General features: G+C 62.6%; 16 protein-coding genes and 1 tRNA gene. 8 read left to right on the forward strand and 9 right to left on the reverse strand.

Annotated elements, in window-relative coordinates; translation table 11 throughout:
• Positions 1–149 precede the first annotated feature (149 nt).
• Both C5L10_RS08070 and C5L10_RS08075 read left to right on the forward strand, forming a co-directional pair.
• Positions 150–1478, forward strand: a complete 1329-nt coding sequence (locus C5L10_RS08070; RefSeq protein ID WP_245447949.1) for an NAD(P)/FAD-dependent oxidoreductase — start codon at positions 150–152, stop codon at positions 1476–1478.
• A complete protein-coding gene (locus tag C5L10_RS08075; RefSeq protein WP_046635001.1) occupies positions 1475–1759 on the forward strand; it encodes a hypothetical protein in 285 nt (94 codons plus the stop codon). The genes C5L10_RS08070 and C5L10_RS08075 overlap by 4 nt, the downstream gene beginning before the upstream one ends.
• A 78-nt stretch (positions 1760–1837) precedes the next feature.
• Here C5L10_RS08075 and C5L10_RS08080 read toward each other — a convergent pair whose 3' ends face one another.
• From C5L10_RS08080 to C5L10_RS08090, 3 genes are all read right to left on the reverse strand, one after another.
• Positions 1838–2695 (reverse strand): SDR family oxidoreductase, encoded by an 858-nt coding sequence (locus C5L10_RS08080; RefSeq protein ID WP_105429196.1) that lies wholly within the window; start codon positions 2693–2695, stop codon positions 1838–1840.
• Between the two features lie 122 nt (positions 2696–2817).
• Positions 2818–3066 carry a hypothetical protein gene (locus tag C5L10_RS08085; protein ID WP_105429197.1) on the reverse strand — a complete coding sequence of 83 codons (249 nt, stop codon included), beginning with the start codon at positions 3064–3066 and terminating at the stop codon, positions 2818–2820.
• A 98-nt stretch (positions 3067–3164) separates the two neighbouring features.
• Positions 3165–3578: a DUF983 domain-containing protein gene (locus tag C5L10_RS08090; protein WP_105429198.1), complete on the reverse strand. Its 414-nt coding sequence runs from the start codon at positions 3576–3578 to the stop codon at positions 3165–3167.
• 204 nt (positions 3579–3782) lie between these two features.
• On the opposite strand from C5L10_RS08090, the gene C5L10_RS08095 reads away from it, so the two are divergent.
• A complete protein-coding gene (locus C5L10_RS08095) occupies positions 3783–4637 on the forward strand; it encodes a glycerophosphodiester phosphodiesterase family protein (protein WP_105429199.1) in 855 nt (284 codons plus the stop codon).
• A gap of 6 nt (positions 4638–4643) precedes the next feature.
• On the opposite strand, the gene C5L10_RS08100 is transcribed toward C5L10_RS08095, so the two are convergent.
• Positions 4644–4946 (reverse strand): hypothetical protein, encoded by a 303-nt coding sequence (locus C5L10_RS08100; protein ID WP_105400277.1) that lies wholly within the window; start codon positions 4944–4946, stop codon positions 4644–4646.
• Between the two features lie 164 nt (positions 4947–5110).
• Between C5L10_RS08100 and C5L10_RS08105 the strand changes: the two genes are divergently transcribed.
• From C5L10_RS08105 to C5L10_RS08120, 4 genes are all read left to right on the forward strand, one after another.
• Positions 5111–6472 carry an amidase gene (locus C5L10_RS08105; protein WP_105429200.1) on the forward strand — a complete coding sequence of 454 codons (1362 nt, stop codon included), beginning with the start codon at positions 5111–5113 and terminating at the stop codon, positions 6470–6472.
• 212 nt (positions 6473–6684) lie between these two features.
• Entirely contained in the window at positions 6685–7461 is a 777-nt protein-coding gene (locus C5L10_RS08110) for an SDR family NAD(P)-dependent oxidoreductase (RefSeq protein ID WP_105429201.1), read from the forward strand.
• Between the two features lie 77 nt (positions 7462–7538).
• Positions 7539–8609, forward strand: coding sequence for an LLM class flavin-dependent oxidoreductase (locus C5L10_RS08115; protein ID WP_105429246.1), 1071 nt, complete (start codon positions 7539–7541; stop codon positions 8607–8609).
• 333 nt (positions 8610–8942) lie between these two features.
• Positions 8943–9494 carry a helix-turn-helix domain-containing protein gene (locus tag C5L10_RS08120; RefSeq protein ID WP_105429202.1) on the forward strand — a complete coding sequence of 184 codons (552 nt, stop codon included), beginning with the start codon at positions 8943–8945 and terminating at the stop codon, positions 9492–9494.
• Positions 9495–9549: 55 nt separating this feature from the next.
• Here the strand turns inward: C5L10_RS08120 and C5L10_RS08125 are convergent, their stop codons facing one another.
• The 4 genes from C5L10_RS08125 to C5L10_RS08140 all read right to left on the reverse strand — a co-directional run bounded on the left by C5L10_RS08125 (position 9550) and on the right by C5L10_RS08140 (position 12873).
• Positions 9550–9951 carry a nuclear transport factor 2 family protein gene (locus C5L10_RS08125; RefSeq protein ID WP_245447950.1) on the reverse strand — a complete coding sequence of 134 codons (402 nt, stop codon included), beginning with the start codon at positions 9949–9951 and terminating at the stop codon, positions 9550–9552.
• 195 nt (positions 9952–10146) lie between these two features.
• Positions 10147–10223: transfer RNA gene (locus C5L10_RS08130), tRNA-Met, on the reverse strand.
• 135 nt (positions 10224–10358) lie between these two features.
• A complete protein-coding gene (gene mnmA, locus C5L10_RS08135) occupies positions 10359–11555 on the reverse strand; it encodes a tRNA 2-thiouridine(34) synthase MnmA (RefSeq protein ID WP_105429204.1) in 1197 nt (398 codons plus the stop codon).
• Between the two features lie 196 nt (positions 11556–11751).
• Complete coding sequence (locus C5L10_RS08140; RefSeq protein ID WP_105429205.1) at positions 11752–12873, reverse strand: mechanosensitive ion channel family protein; 1122 nt, start codon at positions 12871–12873, stop codon at positions 11752–11754.
• Positions 12874–12991: 118 nt separating this feature from the next.
• Between C5L10_RS08140 and C5L10_RS08145 the strand changes: the two genes are divergently transcribed.
• Complete coding sequence (locus C5L10_RS08145; RefSeq protein WP_046666766.1) at positions 12992–13411, forward strand: DUF1810 domain-containing protein; 420 nt, start codon at positions 12992–12994, stop codon at positions 13409–13411.
• Here C5L10_RS08145 and C5L10_RS08150 read toward each other — a convergent pair.
• On the reverse strand, positions 13408–14469 hold the full coding sequence (locus C5L10_RS08150) for a Tim44 domain-containing protein (RefSeq protein WP_105429206.1): 1062 nt from the start codon (positions 14467–14469) through the stop codon (positions 13408–13410). The two genes, C5L10_RS08145 and C5L10_RS08150, sit on opposite strands and share 4 nt — an antisense overlap.
• Positions 14470–14663: the final 194 nt, after the last annotated feature.

The raw sequence follows: 14663 nt of genomic DNA on the forward strand, positions 1-14663 counted from the left end.
TGCTGTTCATGACTTTCTCCTTTTGATGTCGTGAAATTGAACGGCGACAGGCGTAAAAGGTTCCGGTGAAACATGGCTGGAACAAACGCGCCTGGCATGGGTTGAACGAGCGTCGAGTGGGGCTCTGCCCCGGCAAAGGGTGGGGCAGTATGGCCGACGAAATTCTGAACAACGACATGACGGGCGGAGAAACAAAACCACCACGCGTCGTCATTGTCGGCGCCGGTTTCGGCGGGCTAGCGACTGCTGGAGCGCTCGGCAACAGCCCCATCGACGTGACAGTCATCGACCGGCGCAACCACAATCTTTTCCAGCCGCTACTCTATCAGGTTGCGACCGCCGCACTGTCTCCCGCCGACATATCGGAACCGATCCGCCGCACGCTGGGGCGCTTCAAGAACATCAACGTCATGCTGGCGGAAGTCACCGGCGTCGATGCGGCCGCCAGGACCGTGATGCTCGACAACGGCACCTCGGTCCCCTACGACCGCCTCGTCATCGCCACCGGCTCGGACTACAACTATTTCGGCCATGACGACTGGCGCGCCTGGGCACCGGGCCTGAAAACCATCCACGAGGCAAGGCTGATCCGCCAACGCCTGCTGCTCGCCTTCGAGAAGGCCGAGCTTTCCCATGATCCGGAAGAAAAGAAGGCGCTGCTCACCAGCGTCATCATCGGCGGCGGTCCGACCGGCGTCGAAATGGCCGGCGCGATCGCCGAACTCGGCCACTTCATGATCACCCGCGACTTCCGCAAGCTGGAGCCCGATCATCTGCGGGTGATCCTCATCGAGGCCGGCCCGAAGATCCTCGCGGCCTTCCCGGACAATCTCACCCAATACGCGATGAAGGCACTCGAAAAAGCCGGCGTCGAGGTGATGACCAACCTGGCCGTCGAATCCGTCACCAAGGATGAAGTGGTTGCCGGTTCGCAGCGTTTCCGCACCAGCTGCGTCATCTGGGGTGCCGGCGTCAAAGCGTCGCCCTCGGCCAAATGGCTCGGCATCGAGGGCAAGGCGGGTGGCCGCATCCCGGTCGAGCCGGATCTTTCCATCACCGGCTTTCCGGATATCTTCGCGCTCGGCGATACGGCGCTGGGTCTTGCGGAGGACGGCAAGCCCCTGCCCGCCCTTGCCCAGGTCGCCAAGCAGCAGGGGCAATATCTCGGCGAAGCGCTGCGGGCAAAACTGCTGGACGGCACGGCCCCCCAGCCTTTCCGGTTCAAGAATCGCGGCAACACCGCCGTCATCGGCCGCGATGCCGCGATCTTCGATTTTGGCAAATGGACGCTGAAGGGTCGGGTCGCCTGGTTCCTCTGGGCGCTCGTCCACGTCTACCTGCTCGTTAATTTTGAAAAACGCCTGCTGGTTAGCGTACAATGGATTTGGCGTTACCTGACCCAGCAGCGCGGAGCGCGGCTGATCGATGAAAACGCCGCCACCTCGGTTCCGTCTTCCACGCAAAGGACAGAGACATGAACACCGCCAATCCGCAGCTCGAAGGCCTCTATCTCGCCGTTGCCGCGATCAACCGGCTTCTGGTCGAAAAGGGTGTCGTCTCCCATGCCGACATTCAGAGCGCCCTGCAGGTGGCCGAACGCACCGTGCTTGCCGACGACAAGCCGCTCGCCGTGTCGACGTCCCATCAGAAGGCAATCGCCTTCCCGATCCGGCTCCTGCTTCTGGCAAACGAGGCGAGCGAGCAAGGCACCAAAATCTGTTTCGAGGATCTGGCCCGGGAAGTCGGCCGCCGCACCTGAGAAAGAAAATGTATCCGCCAAACATGAACGGCGGCGTGGGACCCACGCCGCCGCTGTTGTCGTGGGAGGAGAGCTTAACTACAGGATGGGTTTGCCGCCGGTGACGGCGATCATCGTGCCGGAAACGTAGCTGGAGAGCGGATCGGCCAGCATCACATAGGCCGTCGCAAGCTCGGCCGGCTGGCCGGGGCGTTTCATCGGCACCTGCTTGCCGAATTCCTTCACACGGTCCTCCGTCATCGTGGAGGGGATGAGCGGCGTCCAGATCGGCCCGGGCGCGACCGCGTTGGCGCGTATCCCCTTTTCGGCCAGCAGCTGTGCGAGACCTGCCGTGAAATTCTGGATCGCGCCCTTGGTGGTCGCATAGGCAAGCAGCGTCGGGTTCGGAGTGTCGGAATTGATTGAGGCCGTGTTGATGATGGCGCTCCCCGGCTTCATGTGGGGAACCGCCGCCTTGGTGAGATAGAACATCGCATGGATGTTGACCTGGAAGGTCAGTTCCCATTCCTCATCGCTGATATCGCCGATGTCGGAGAACGTAGCCTGATGAGCGGCGTTGTTGACGAGGATATCGATCCCGCCGAACTCCTGGACGGCCTTGTCGATGATTGCCCGGCAATGCGCCGCGGTCTTGATGTCGCCCGGCACCAGCACCGCCTTGCGGCCTGCCTCCTCGACCAGGCGCTTGGTATCCTCGGCATCCTCGTCTTCGTCCAGATAGGAAATCAAGAGATCGGCGCCCTCGCGCGCAAAGGCGATCGCCACCGCCCGGCCGATGCCGCTGTCGCCGCCGGTGATCACCGCCTTCTTGCCGGCCAGCCGGCCGGAGCCGCGGTAGGAGAGCTCGCCGTGATCAGGCACCGGATCCATGCGCCCGGTAAAGCCCGGCATCGGCTGCTGCTGTTCTGGAAACGGCGGAGTGGGATACTGGGCCATCAAGATCTTCCTTGTTGTCGAGGTCGCGAACTGACCGCCCCAACTGGCCTCGTCCGGAGATGTTCCCGATCAAAATGCACAATCAGAAAAAGAGGAAATCGCGACCCAGCACGCCTTCCGGTTCACGCCCCCGGGGTGATTGCTCCGTCGCCACGCCGCAGGCGTTTCAGCTGATTGACGATCCGGAGCGAGCTTGCGGCCCGGGTCGCCGAGGAATCCGAGCTCTTCGACAGGATCCGCAACATGTCCTCCGCCTCGTCCGCAGAGATGGTGCCCCGGGCGGCCAGACCGTCGATCAGCATGAGCATCGCCCCCTCGACCGCGAGCGACCTTCGGCGCGTTTCCATTTCGATTTCATCGGCAGCGGACATTGCAGGCTCCTTGAACTGTCACCTGCCGAATGGTTTGGGAAGAAGAATGTTCCTCATCTTCCGGCTCGGTTTTAACGCGAGCCCCGAAGTCCTTTCGGTCAGCCGCCGTTCTCGCCGTCAACAGGCGATGATGGCCCCCGGTCGATCTTGCCAGGCCCTGCCTTGTAAAAATACTGGCTCGCGACCAGCCAGCCCTTCAGCGGCCGCATCGGCGCAAGGCAGGTGAGGAGCAGGAAAGGTAGCGAGATCAGCAGATGCACCCAGAATGGCGGCTGGAAACTGGTCTCGATCCAGACCGCAAGCGCAATGCTCGGAATGCAGCCGAAGCACATGACGAAAAAGGCGGGACCGTCTCCAGGATCGGCGAAGGAATAATCGAGGCCGCAAACCTCGCAAGCCGGCCGCATCGACAGGAACCCGTTGAACAGATGTCCCTGGCCGCAACGCGGGCAACGGCCACGCGGGCCGGTGCTATAGGGAGGAAGAGGCGCCCAATTCGCGTCATGGGACATGGAAATCTGCCTTTCGTGACAGGAGACAAAACGTGTTTTCCGGTATTTATCCCGCAGACCTCTATAACAAGCAGTTGCCTGCCGGGCGCAATTGCGGCTTTTGAGGTTCGGCACGAAACTTCTGTCATCGATCTATGGCAGGCAGCTTCAAAACAATAGTCTGGCGTCGATCGAATCGCTGCCCTTCACCGTAGACGGTATTTCATGGCTTCAGAATTTTCAGGCCTCGGCATCGCCCATCAGGGTCGTTTCACCCGGCTAAAGTGGCATCGCCTGCGCCGCAGTTTCAAGGACCCGCTGTTTTCCGCCGGCGTCATGGCAGAGGGTTTTCGCCTCGGAGCATCGAGCGAACTCGATCTGCGCGTCCGCGCCGATGGCGGTTTTGTCGTGCTGCACGACGACGAACTCGAAGGTGAAACCACCGGCCACGGCCTCATCCGTGAGGCTTTGCCCGAAACCATCCGCGGCCTGACGCTTCTACAGGGTGGCCATCCGCCGATCCTCAGCGAGGATCTCGCGACGATGCTTCAAACAGCGCATCCGGACGCCCTGCTGCAGTTCGACATGAAGGACGGGCTGGAGGCGATCGGCGTACGCGGCATGGATCATCTTGTCGATCATTTCGGCAATGCCGGCTCCTCGATCATCGTCAGCGGTGCCGATCTCGATCTTGTCGTCGCCATCAAGCAGAGACTGCCGGGCCTCAAGCGCGGCATCGACCCGACCGGCAAGCTCGTGGAGATCTATCGCCATGAAGGCCTAAAGGCCGTCGAAACGGATCTGCGCGCCGATATCGCCGGCCCGACCGAGCCGGACACCATCTATCTCGCCTGGCAGCTGGTGTTGCAGGCCGCCAAGGACGGGCTCGACCTGATCGGCCTCTGCCACGATGCCGGCAGGCTCGTCGATGCCTGGACCTTCAACCTCAAGAACCCGGACGCCGGTTTCGACGAGGCCGAAACCCGCAGCTTCTCCGCCCTGATGGCGCTGAAGCCGGATCAGATCACCACCGACGAACCGGTGGCTACCGAACGTGCCTGGGCGGCCATATCCGCTTGAAGTTCATCAATCGTCGAACCCGAACGGATCGCGAAACACCCGCCGGTTGACCAGCTTGAGACTGCGGTCCGGCTGGATGATGTAATTTTCCTCGACCCGCTGGCCGAGTTCGTTGCGGAACTCGTGCGGCACGACGCTGCCGATCGGCGCCTTGGTGAGCTTGGTGCGCGGCTGGCCCCCATAGGTGATGCTGCCGGGGATCGGCCGGATGCCCGGACCGATGTCGAGTGCGCCGGTGGTTCCGCCGCCGTCCGTGCTGCAGCCGGCAAGCGCGATCACGAGACCGACGGTGGCGATGATGTTTCTCATGGGCTGATCCTTCCCGATGTCCCGCTGACGCGGTGGACTCTCTGAACTTCGCGGATATGCGGGAGGTTCCATACCATCAGCCGAGCCGATAAATCCTCTACCCATTGCCAAAATATCCGATACATCTGTCGCCCGCCAGTAACGGAATGAGGAGAATGACTGCCTTGACGAAAACCTTTGGAGCGATGTCGATCGCCGAGCTTTCCACGCTCATCCAGATGGGCAAGGTCGACCCCGTCGAAGTCACGGAATCGGTGCTGGCCGGCATCAAGGCCTACCCCGACAAGGCCGTGTTCATCTCGCTTCTCGAAGATCGCGCCCTCGCGGAAGCGCAGGCATCCTCGACGCGCATCAAGGAAGGCCGCTCGCTCGGCCTGCTCGACGGCATCCCGATTGCCTGGAAGGACCTCTTCGACATCGAGGGAATGGCGACCACCGCCGGCTCGAAAGTGCTGAAGAAGGCCGCTCCCGCCGCCAAGGACGCAGCGATCGTCGACCTGCTGAAACAGGCCGGCATGGTCGCGGTCGGCCGCACCAACATGAGCGAATTCGCCTTTTCCGGCATCGGCATCAATCCGAATTACGGCACGCCGCACAATCCGCATGGCAAGGATGCGCCGCGCATTCCCGGCGGCTCCTCCTCCGGTTCCGCCGTCGCGGTCGCGGCCGGCCTCGTGCCCGTCGCAATGGGCACCGATACCGGCGGCTCGATCCGCATCCCGGCGGGTTTCAACGGCATCGTCGGTTACAAGGCGACCCGCGGCCGTTATGCGATGAACGGTGTCTATCCGCTGGCGACCAGTCTCGATTCGCTCGGCCCGCTTTGCCGCACGGTGCAGGATGCGGTCTGGGTGGATGCCGCCATGCGCGGGCTCGCAGTTCCTCAGACGGCCCGCCAGCCGGCCCAATCCCTCGATATCGTCATCCCGACCAATATCGTCCTCGACGGCGCCGAGCCGGGCGTGGTGGCCGCCTTCGAAGCGGCGATCGAGCGCCTTGCAAAGGCCGGAGCCAGGATCACCCGCCTCGCCTTCCCGACCTTCGACGAACTTCCGAAGCTGATGGTGAAATATGGTCCGATGGTGACCGCCGAAGCCTTCGCCCTGCATCGCGAGAAGCTGTCGGGGCCGGATGCCGTGGAGATGGACCACCGTGTCGTCGCCCGCACCCGCCTCGGCGAAAAGACCAGCCTGTCCGATTATATCGCCATCGTCGAAAACCGCGCCCGGATGATCGCCGAAACCGAGGCACTGATCGGCGACCGCTTCGTCGCCATGCCTTCGGTCGCGCATGTGGCGCCGCCGATCGCGCCGCTCGAAAAGGACGACGAGCTGTTCTTTGCCACCAACGGCAGGACGCTGCGCAATACCGGCTTCGGCAACTTCCTCGACTGGTGCGGCGTCTCCATCCCCTGCGGCACCGGCGATGCGGGCATGCCGATCGGCTTCCTCCTGTCCGCCAACGCCAATTGCGATGAGACACTGCTGCAGGCCGCGATGGCCCATGAGGAAATCATCCGAGGGTAGGAATGGCGGAGCCGGATCGGCTCCAGCAGACATCGCCGTCTCGGCAAAGCCGGCAAAACGTGTCACGCGCCCCGCATGGAAGAGTTGCCTCCCTGCGCAGCTAACTAAGGAACCGTTTCCCCGTAACCGGGACCGCGGCAGTTGCCTTTTGCTTGTTCCAATATCCTCGAGAGCCTAGCCTCTCCCCTGGATTTTGAGGAAAGCGGCGCACCATGCAACTCGATTTGAACGGCAAGACGGCATTGATCACGGGCGGCTCCAAGGGCATCGGCCTTGCCTGCGCCCAATCTCTCCTGTCCGAAGGCGCACGCGTCGTCATCTGCTCGCGTTCCCAGGCGAATATCGACGCGGCTCTGGCAAAATTGCCCGGCGCAATCGGCTTTGCGGCCGATCTGATATCGGAAAACGAGGCGCTGTCGCTCGTCGACAAGATCGAAGCCGACGTGGGAGCGCTGGATATTCTCGTCAACTGCGCGGGAGCCGCGCGCCGCACGCCACCCCAGGACCTCAGCCCGGCCCACTGGCGTGCCGCGATGGACGCCAAATATTTCTCCTACATCAACGTCATCGATCCGGTGGTCAAACGGATGGCGGCCCGGCGGACGGGTGTGATCGTCAATGTCATCGGCGGTGGCGGCAAGGTCGCATCGCCGATCCACCTTCCGGGCGGGGCCGCCAATGCGGCGCTGATGCTGGCGACCGTCGGCCTTGCAAACGCCTACGCCGCCAGCGGGTTGCGCATCGTCGGCATCAATCCCGGCAATACCGAAACGGAGCGGGTAACCGAGGGCCTCCGGGCGGAGGCGGATCTCCATGGCATCAGCGAACAGGCGGCGCTCGAAAAACTGGTCCAGCGCATCCCCCTCGGCCGCATGGCGACGCCCGAGGAGATCGCCAGCGTCGTCACCTTCCTGAGCTCTTCGAAGGCGAGCTACGTCACCGGAGTCGTGATCGGCATGGACGGCGCCCTCAACCCGATCGTCGTCTGACGGAACCTCTCGAACCCGGCTGGCGTGCGCCGCGATGCCTCCCACTCATTTCCCTATTTCAGATGCAGGTCGATAACATGAGCAGCAATTCCGAGTTCCTCTGGTACATCCCGAACGACGTCAAAGCCGGCCATCGCGGCGATTCCTCAACCGAGAACCATAACAGCCTGGAGACGCTGACCAGCCAGGCCAAGGCGCTGGAGGAGCACGGCTGGAAGGGCGCGCTCGTCGGCACCGGCTGGGGTCGGCCGGATACGTTCACCATCGCAACCGCCCTTGCCGCCCGCACCACCACCTTCGAGCCGCTGATCGCCATCCGCCCCGGTTATTGGCGGCCGGCGAACTTCGCCTCGGCCGCGGCAACGCTCGATCATCTGAGCGGCGGTCGGGTGCGGATCAACATCGTCTCGGGTCAGGACAACCTCGCCGCCTATGGCGACAGCGAAGGTGACCAGGCGCATCGTTATGCCCGTACCAGGGAATTCATGCGGCTGGTCCGCCGGCTGTGGACCGAGGAGAACATCACGTTCAAGGGCGAGCATTTCCAGGTCACCGGTTCTACGATCGAGCCTCGCCTCCAACCCCGCGGCGACCGCACGCACCCGAAACTCTATTTCGGCGGAGCTTCCGAAGCCGCCGAGCGGGTGGCCGCGACGGAAGCCGATATCCAGCTTTTCTGGGGCGAACCGCTCGACGGCGTGCGGGAGAGGATCGAACGGCTGAAGGCGCTGAGCAGGCAGCTTGACCGCGACCTTCCTCCGCTTCAATTCGGGCTGCGGATCACCACCCTCGTCCGCGACACGACCGCGCAGGCCTGGGCCGATGCCGAGGCGAAGGTCGCCGAGATGGCCAAGGGCAAGGCCGGCAACTGGAACGACCACGGAAAGCCGGTCGCCGTCGGCCAGCGCCGGCTGCTCGAACTGCACGAGCGCGGCGACGTCCTCGACGACAACCTTTACACCGCGCCTGGAAAATTCGGCGGCGGCGGTGCCGGCACCACCTGGCTGGTCGGCTCAGCCGAAGACGTGGCCCGTTCGCTGCGCAGATACGAGGATCTCGGCATCACCCATTTCGTGCTCTCCGACACGCCTTATCTCCAGGAGATCAAGCGACAGGGCGACCAACTGCTTCCGCTTTTGCGCAGATGAAGCGCAACAGCGGTTCATTGCTAAACCGGCCGGGCAACTCCTCCGCCGTCAGGCCTCCAGACCGGCGTAATCTCACCGAAGATGCTTTCGACTGAACCCGCGCCGCTTCACCGACTGCCAAAGAAAGCAACAGCTCGGGAGCCATCATCCCCGAACTTTTTTGATGTGGCGCGGGCAGACACGCAGGCTTCCGAAGGTGGCCAGACAATTTCAGTGGGTCTCGATCATACCTTTGGATAGGGGGACAAGTCCCCTTGTCCAATAGTCTCACCGCCTGCCTCGGCGTTAGACTCCGATCATTGAAGAAACACATTGAGATGGAGGAGGCTTAGGATGCAGATTCCACAGTCCGCGCAGACACCGCCTGCCGACCCTTCGGCAAAGCGCACTGATGTTTCAAGATATCGGACCTCGGAGATCGACCTCGAAGGACTTGTCGCCAGACAGCTTCCGCGAGATCCCGACCAGTCCGCACCCGACCCCAACCTCCGTCAAATCGCCGTTGGCGGCCTGGCCCCGTGGCAAATGCGCAATGTGCAGGCCTATGTCGACCTTTATCTCCGCTCGACAATCCGCGTCGAGGCCTTGGCCGGTCTCTGCAACCTGAGCTGCGGCCATTTCCAGCGGGCCTTCAAGGCAAGCCTTGGGGAGACGCCGCACAAATACGTCACCCGCAGGCGCATGGAAATGGCCTGTCGGATGATGACCGGCACGGATGAACCTCTCTGCCGGATCGCCCTGGAATGCGGCATGACCGACCAGGCGCATCTTACCAACAACTTCCGCCGTCTTTACGGAATTGCTCCCAACGCATGGCGAAAGCGGATGCTGCTCGAAGGATCTGGATATGGCGTTCAGGAGACGACCGTTGCTCCGCTCAATTGACAATGAGACGAAGCTGCGCGTCACCCGAGAGCTTCGTTGCCTTTGACCGTGCGGGTTATTCGGCACTGCCGTGACTGATGGCAGTCGCCTGCGACCAGACGGCAACCCAGCGATCGTCGCGATATTCGTAGCTGTCGGTATGCCAATAGCCGCTGAGGGGCACATGGTGCCCGCCGAAAACGACCGCCAGCCGAGCTCGGTAGCGGATGACGGCCGCAGGGCCGTAAAGACGGACAGCGATTTCCTCCGGTTCCCAGGTGAGATATTTAAGGTGTCCGGACGCGATCGCACCGAGATATTGGTCCCGGGACAGGACAGCGCCGATCGGCGTGACCAGCTGGAAATCCGCCGCGTGATGGGCTTGCGCCGCTGCCACGTCGCCGCTGACCAGGGCGCTGAGCCTTGCCCGTTCGGTCTGGCGGATTCGGTCTTCTTCGGTAGCAATGTGGTCGGTCACGGGCGTCTCCAGTTTTCAGAAAGGTCGGATATAGCAGGGTTCGCAGCCGGGCGAACCGTGTTCCAGCCAAACCTGCGACAGACAAATGTCCTCGCTCGATCAGATGCCAGCACGCACCCACGGCCGGACCGGAGTTTGAGATGGATATCCGGCCAGCCTTTAGAGACCGTTTCAGGTTATCGCCGTGAGATTGACTGGTAGCGGGAGGCAGAATTGAACTGCCGACCTCAGGGTTATGAATCCTGCGCTCTCACCAACTGAGCTACCCCGCCACAGGGACTGCGGAAGTTCCGGCGTGGCCGGTTCCGCTTTGGTCGTGCGGCTTATAAGTCCCCCGTCACCAAAGTGTCAAGCAGGGTTTGGGCAAAAACCGAAGGCAATTTCGTGAGCCCCGGCAAGTGCCGGCTTCAGGCCGCGACCGGCGTCGAAAGCAGGGCCTTCAGAGCGATTTCGGCCTCGGCTGCGCGTTCCGAACGCTCGATGAAACCGCCGCCATAGACGCGCGCATCCGCACCTTCGGCCGAATAGAGCACACAGGCCTGGCCTGGCGCCACACCAGCCTCGCCGATCGCCAGATCTACATAGACGCCGTGTTCGTCGGAATGCAGGACCGCCGGCGTCGGCGGGCGCGTCGAGCGCACCTTGGCGAAACAGGCGAACCCGCCCTTCGCATCCTCGCCAAGGGCACCATCGCCGATCCAGTTGACGTCGCGCAGGTAGACGCGGTGGGTATCGAGCGCTTCCTTCGGCCCGACGATCACCCGGCGCGAGCGGGCATCGAGATAAACGACGTAGAGCGGTTCGCCGGTAGCGATGCCGATACCGCGGCGCTGGCCGATCGTATAATGCACGATGCCCTCGTGGCGGCCGAGCACGCGCCCGTCCATATGCACGATATCGCCGGCAAGTGCCGCGTTCGGCTTCACCTTGTTGATGATGTCGGCGTATTTGCCCTGCGGCACGAAACAGATGTCCTGACTGTCGGCCTTCTTGGCGACCACGAGGCCCATCTCTTGCGCAAGCTCGCGCACCTGCGCCTTCGACATGCCGCCCAGCGGGAAGCGCAGGTAGTCGATCTGCTCCTGGGTCGTTGCAAACAGGAACCAGCTCTGGTCGCGATCGCTGTCTATCGGGCGAAACAGCGCGCGGCGGTTCGGGTTGCCCACGGAAGGATTGGCGGAGGAGCGGATATAGTGGCCGGTCGCCAGCGCATCGGCGCCGAGGTCCTTGGCGGTCGCCAGCAGATCGGCGAACTTGACCGTCTGGTTGCAGGCAACGCAAGGGATCGGCGTTTCGCCCATCGCATAGGCTTCCGCAAACGGGTTGATCACCGTTTCGCGGAACCGCTTTTCGTAGTCGAGTACGTAGTGGGGAATGCCGAGCGTTTCGGAAACACGCCGCGCATCGTCGATGTCCTGACCGGCGCAGCACGAGCCGGCGCGGTGGACGGCCGCGCCATGGTCGTAAAGTTGCAGCGTGATGCCGAGCACGTCATAACCTTGGCGTTTGAGCAGACCTGCGACGACGGAGGAATCCACTCCCCCCGACATGGCAACGACAACACGTGTGTCTTCCGGCCTCTTGTCAAAATCCAGCGTATTCACGAGTAGCTCTCTCGGTCTCTCAAGCGCCGGTCCATGATGGGAGGGCGACATGTTCAGGGCCTGCGGCGGGATCGGCCGTCGGAGGCAATTCTTGCCGGATATAGAAAGGATTTGCGGCCTGCGCAAGGAGGAGCGCGAATCGCAGGCGCGGCGCGTGCAGGAACGGACAAGGCCTCAGCCGCGAAGAGGCCGGGCTTCAAGACTGCAGTGCCCCATGCCGTACGACCTTGCCGGCCGCCGTCCTGACGCCGCTGGCGGCACCTTCCGCCCGCACCCGCGGCAGGCTTGCCGGATATTCACGCTGAATGAAGTCAATGATCTTTTCGCGGACCTCGCATCGGAGGTCGAAGGTTCGCGGAGCATTGGTGGCCGAGACGAGGATGCGGATCTCCATGACGTTTTCCCTGAAATCCGTCACCTGCACCGCCACTACCCGCTTGTCCCAGAGCTTTGACGTTGCGGCGATCTCCTCGACCTTGCGACGGACCGCATTCACCGGAACCGAATAGTCGAGATAGATCATCACCGTGCCGATCAGCTCCGAACTGTCGCGAGTCCAGTTCTGGAACGGCTTCTCGATGAAATAGCTGAGCGGCAGGATCATCCGCCGCCAGTCCCACAGTTTCACCACTACATAGGTCGAGGTGATCTCCTCGACATTGCCCCACTCGCCCTCGACGATCAGCGCATCGTCGATGCGGATCGGCTGGGTGATCGCAAGCTGTATGCCGGCGAAGATGTTCTTCAGCACCGGCTGCAGCGCAAGGCCCAGCACGACGCCCGCCACGCCGGCGGAGGCAAGCAGGCTGACGCCGTATTGCTGCACCGCAGGGAAGGTCATCAGCATCGCGGCGATGGTGATCGCCACGATCATGACGCTCGCGATCCGTTCGGCGATCCGCGATTGGGTAACATGCGTGCGGGCGAGCAGGTTGTCTTCCGCGTCCAGCTTGAAGCGGCGCAGATAGACGATCATCCATACATGCAGGGCGATCTTTGCCATCCAGCCGACGACGATAATGAAGCCGAGCAGCAGCAGGTGACGTATTACGTCTCCCTGCCCGGCACTGAGCGGAGCGATGGTCGCGCCGAGCGACAGCGTCCAGGTGAGGATCGCCAGCCGCATCGGCCGGCGCGTACGCGACACCAGCGACCGCCAGAACAGGTCCCGGTTCTCGACCAGCCGCGTCAGAAAACGAAATCCGAAGCGCTGGATTGCGAGGCCGATCAGAAATGAAACGGCCATGACACCGCAGCTGACGAGCCAGTCCGGCAGCCAGGCCGTATCATTCCGGAATTCCTGGATGAAGCTTTCCATGCCCCCTCAGCTAGGGTGCGATGCAGCATCGAAAAGAGCGGCCGCAAAAATTTCATGATTTGGGAGTCTTCTGGGCGAGGGTGATTTGTGGCAACAGGGCGATAGGGACGGAAAGACAATGCAATTCGACCTCATGCGCTTTGTCGACGCGCAAGCGCCGGTCTATGCGCGCGTCATCGGCGAGCTTCGCGATGGCAAAAAGCGCTCCCACTGGATGTGGTACATCTTCCCGCAGGTGGAGGGGCTCGGTTTCTCGATCATGTCCCAGCGCTTCGCGATCGGCTCGAAAGCAGAGGCGACAGCCTATCTCAAACATCCCCTGCTCGGGCCCCGGCTCACCGAATGCACCGTGGCGATGCTCTCCCATCCGGACCTTTCGGCGCACGCCATCCTCGGTTCGCCCGACGACATCAAGTTCAAGAGTTCGATGACGCTGTTCGAGGCAGTCAGCAAAAAGGGCTCGCCTTTCGAGCGAGCCCTTGAACAGTTCTTTGACGGCGAGCGCGATGAAAAGACCATCGCGCTGCTTCGAAGTTAGGCGGCAGCCTGGATCGCCGAAAGCTTCCAGTCCGTGGCGGGCTTGCGCACGAAGGTCCAGACTTCGACGGTTTCGGTCACCGCGTTCGGATCGCCTTCGGCGACTGCGCCGGTAGTGCGGTCCTTCATGTAGTCGACGCTGGAGTAACGCATCGCGACGGTCGCGTAGTCCTGGCCGTTTTCGCGCCAGGCTTCCGCCAGGTCGCCCTGCAGCAGCTTGACGTCCTTCACCTCGTTCTTGACGCCGTTGGTGGCGTTCTCGCCGAGTTCCTCGGCCAGGTAGGACATCGCTTCCGGCGTCGTGAGGCTGCGGAGCTTGGCATAGTCTTCCTCGCCATAGGCAGACTGGACATTGGCCAGCAGCTTTTCGAACTGGTCGAGGTCGCGGTTGGTGATGCCGATCTCGTCGGTCTCGGGCCCGGCCTGGCGCGGAGCGGCATTGGAACCGCCTCCGAAACCGCCCTGACCACCGCCGCCCAGTGATCCGATCTTCGGAATCTGGAAGGACGAGGTATTCTGGCTCGGCGCCTCATAGGCGTTGCGCGGCTGGCCAAAGCCGGTATTCGCCCCACCTGCATTCACCCCGCCTGTCGGGCCGCCGGCCGTCTGCTGACGGCGCGCGAACCAACGGAAAGCCAACATGGCGAGACCGCCGATCAAAGCAATCTGCAGCAACATGCCGAGCATGCCGGCCATGCCACCGAAACCGGTGCCCATGAACATGCCGATCAGGCCGCCGAGAGCGAGACCGCCGAGCAGGCCGCCAAACATGCCACCGAAAAGGCCGCGACGGGGCTGCTGCGCCGCCTGCTGGCCAAGGCCGTTCTGCGGCGTCGTGGCGTTCTGCTGCGTATTGGGCGTCATCGACCGGTTGATGCCGGTCGGCGCCGTGGGCGCGGTGTTGGTGGTCGCCGGAGCCGAGAATGTGCGCGTGCCGCGGCTGCCGAAGCCACCGCTGGCGCGGCGCGCCTCAGCCATGTCCACGGCGGTCAAGGAAACCGCCATTCCGATCGCCAGGATCGCGAACAGGTTCTTGAAACGCCGAAGGTTGGATAACATCGTTTTCTCCTCATAAACCGCTCAAGCGCGGTATTCCCGTTTATATAGAGAGGCGGCCATCTGGATTTTAGGCCCATCCTCCATTTTTCCCGTCGAAGTAGATAACGGAGTTTGAAACGAGAGCCAAGCGCTCAAAATACAACCAGGCGCAGTGGCTCGAGCTGAAAGATGATCCTGCAAAACACATTGCGCGG

This window comes from Neorhizobium sp. T6_25 (assembly GCF_002968555.1).
Taxonomy (GTDB): domain Bacteria; phylum Pseudomonadota; class Alphaproteobacteria; order Rhizobiales; family Rhizobiaceae; genus Neorhizobium.

What these genes read in the sequence shown, in the direction of transcription:
- C5L10_RS08070 (WP_245447949.1), top strand. Translation starts at nt 150, where the DNA reads ATGGCCGACGAAATTCTGAACAACGACATGACGGGCGGAGAAACAAAA.
- C5L10_RS08075 (WP_046635001.1), top strand. Translation starts at nt 1,475, where the DNA reads ATGAACACCGCCAATCCGCAGCTCGAAGGCCTCTATCTCGCCGTTGCC.
- C5L10_RS08080 (WP_105429196.1), bottom strand. Translation starts at nt 2,695, where the DNA reads ATGGCCCAGTATCCCACTCCGCCGTTTCCAGAACAGCAGCAGCCGATG.
- C5L10_RS08085 (WP_105429197.1), bottom strand. Translation starts at nt 3,066, where the DNA reads ATGTCCGCTGCCGATGAAATCGAAATGGAAACGCGCCGAAGGTCGCTC.
- C5L10_RS08090 (WP_105429198.1), bottom strand. Translation starts at nt 3,578, where the DNA reads ATGTCCCATGACGCGAATTGGGCGCCTCTTCCTCCCTATAGCACCGGC.
- C5L10_RS08095 (WP_105429199.1), top strand. Translation starts at nt 3,783, where the DNA reads ATGGCTTCAGAATTTTCAGGCCTCGGCATCGCCCATCAGGGTCGTTTC.
- C5L10_RS08100 (WP_105400277.1), bottom strand. Translation starts at nt 4,946, where the DNA reads ATGAGAAACATCATCGCCACCGTCGGTCTCGTGATCGCGCTTGCCGGC.
- C5L10_RS08110 (WP_105429201.1), top strand. Translation starts at nt 6,685, where the DNA reads ATGCAACTCGATTTGAACGGCAAGACGGCATTGATCACGGGCGGCTCC.
- C5L10_RS08115 (WP_105429246.1), top strand. Translation starts at nt 7,539, where the DNA reads ATGAGCAGCAATTCCGAGTTCCTCTGGTACATCCCGAACGACGTCAAA.
- C5L10_RS08120 (WP_105429202.1), top strand. Translation starts at nt 8,943, where the DNA reads ATGCAGATTCCACAGTCCGCGCAGACACCGCCTGCCGACCCTTCGGCA.
- C5L10_RS08140 (WP_105429205.1), bottom strand. Translation starts at nt 12,873, where the DNA reads ATGGAAAGCTTCATCCAGGAATTCCGGAATGATACGGCCTGGCTGCCG.
- C5L10_RS08145 (WP_046666766.1), top strand. Translation starts at nt 12,992, where the DNA reads ATGCAATTCGACCTCATGCGCTTTGTCGACGCGCAAGCGCCGGTCTAT.
- C5L10_RS08150 (WP_105429206.1), bottom strand. Translation starts at nt 14,469, where the DNA reads ATGTTATCCAACCTTCGGCGTTTCAAGAACCTGTTCGCGATCCTGGCG.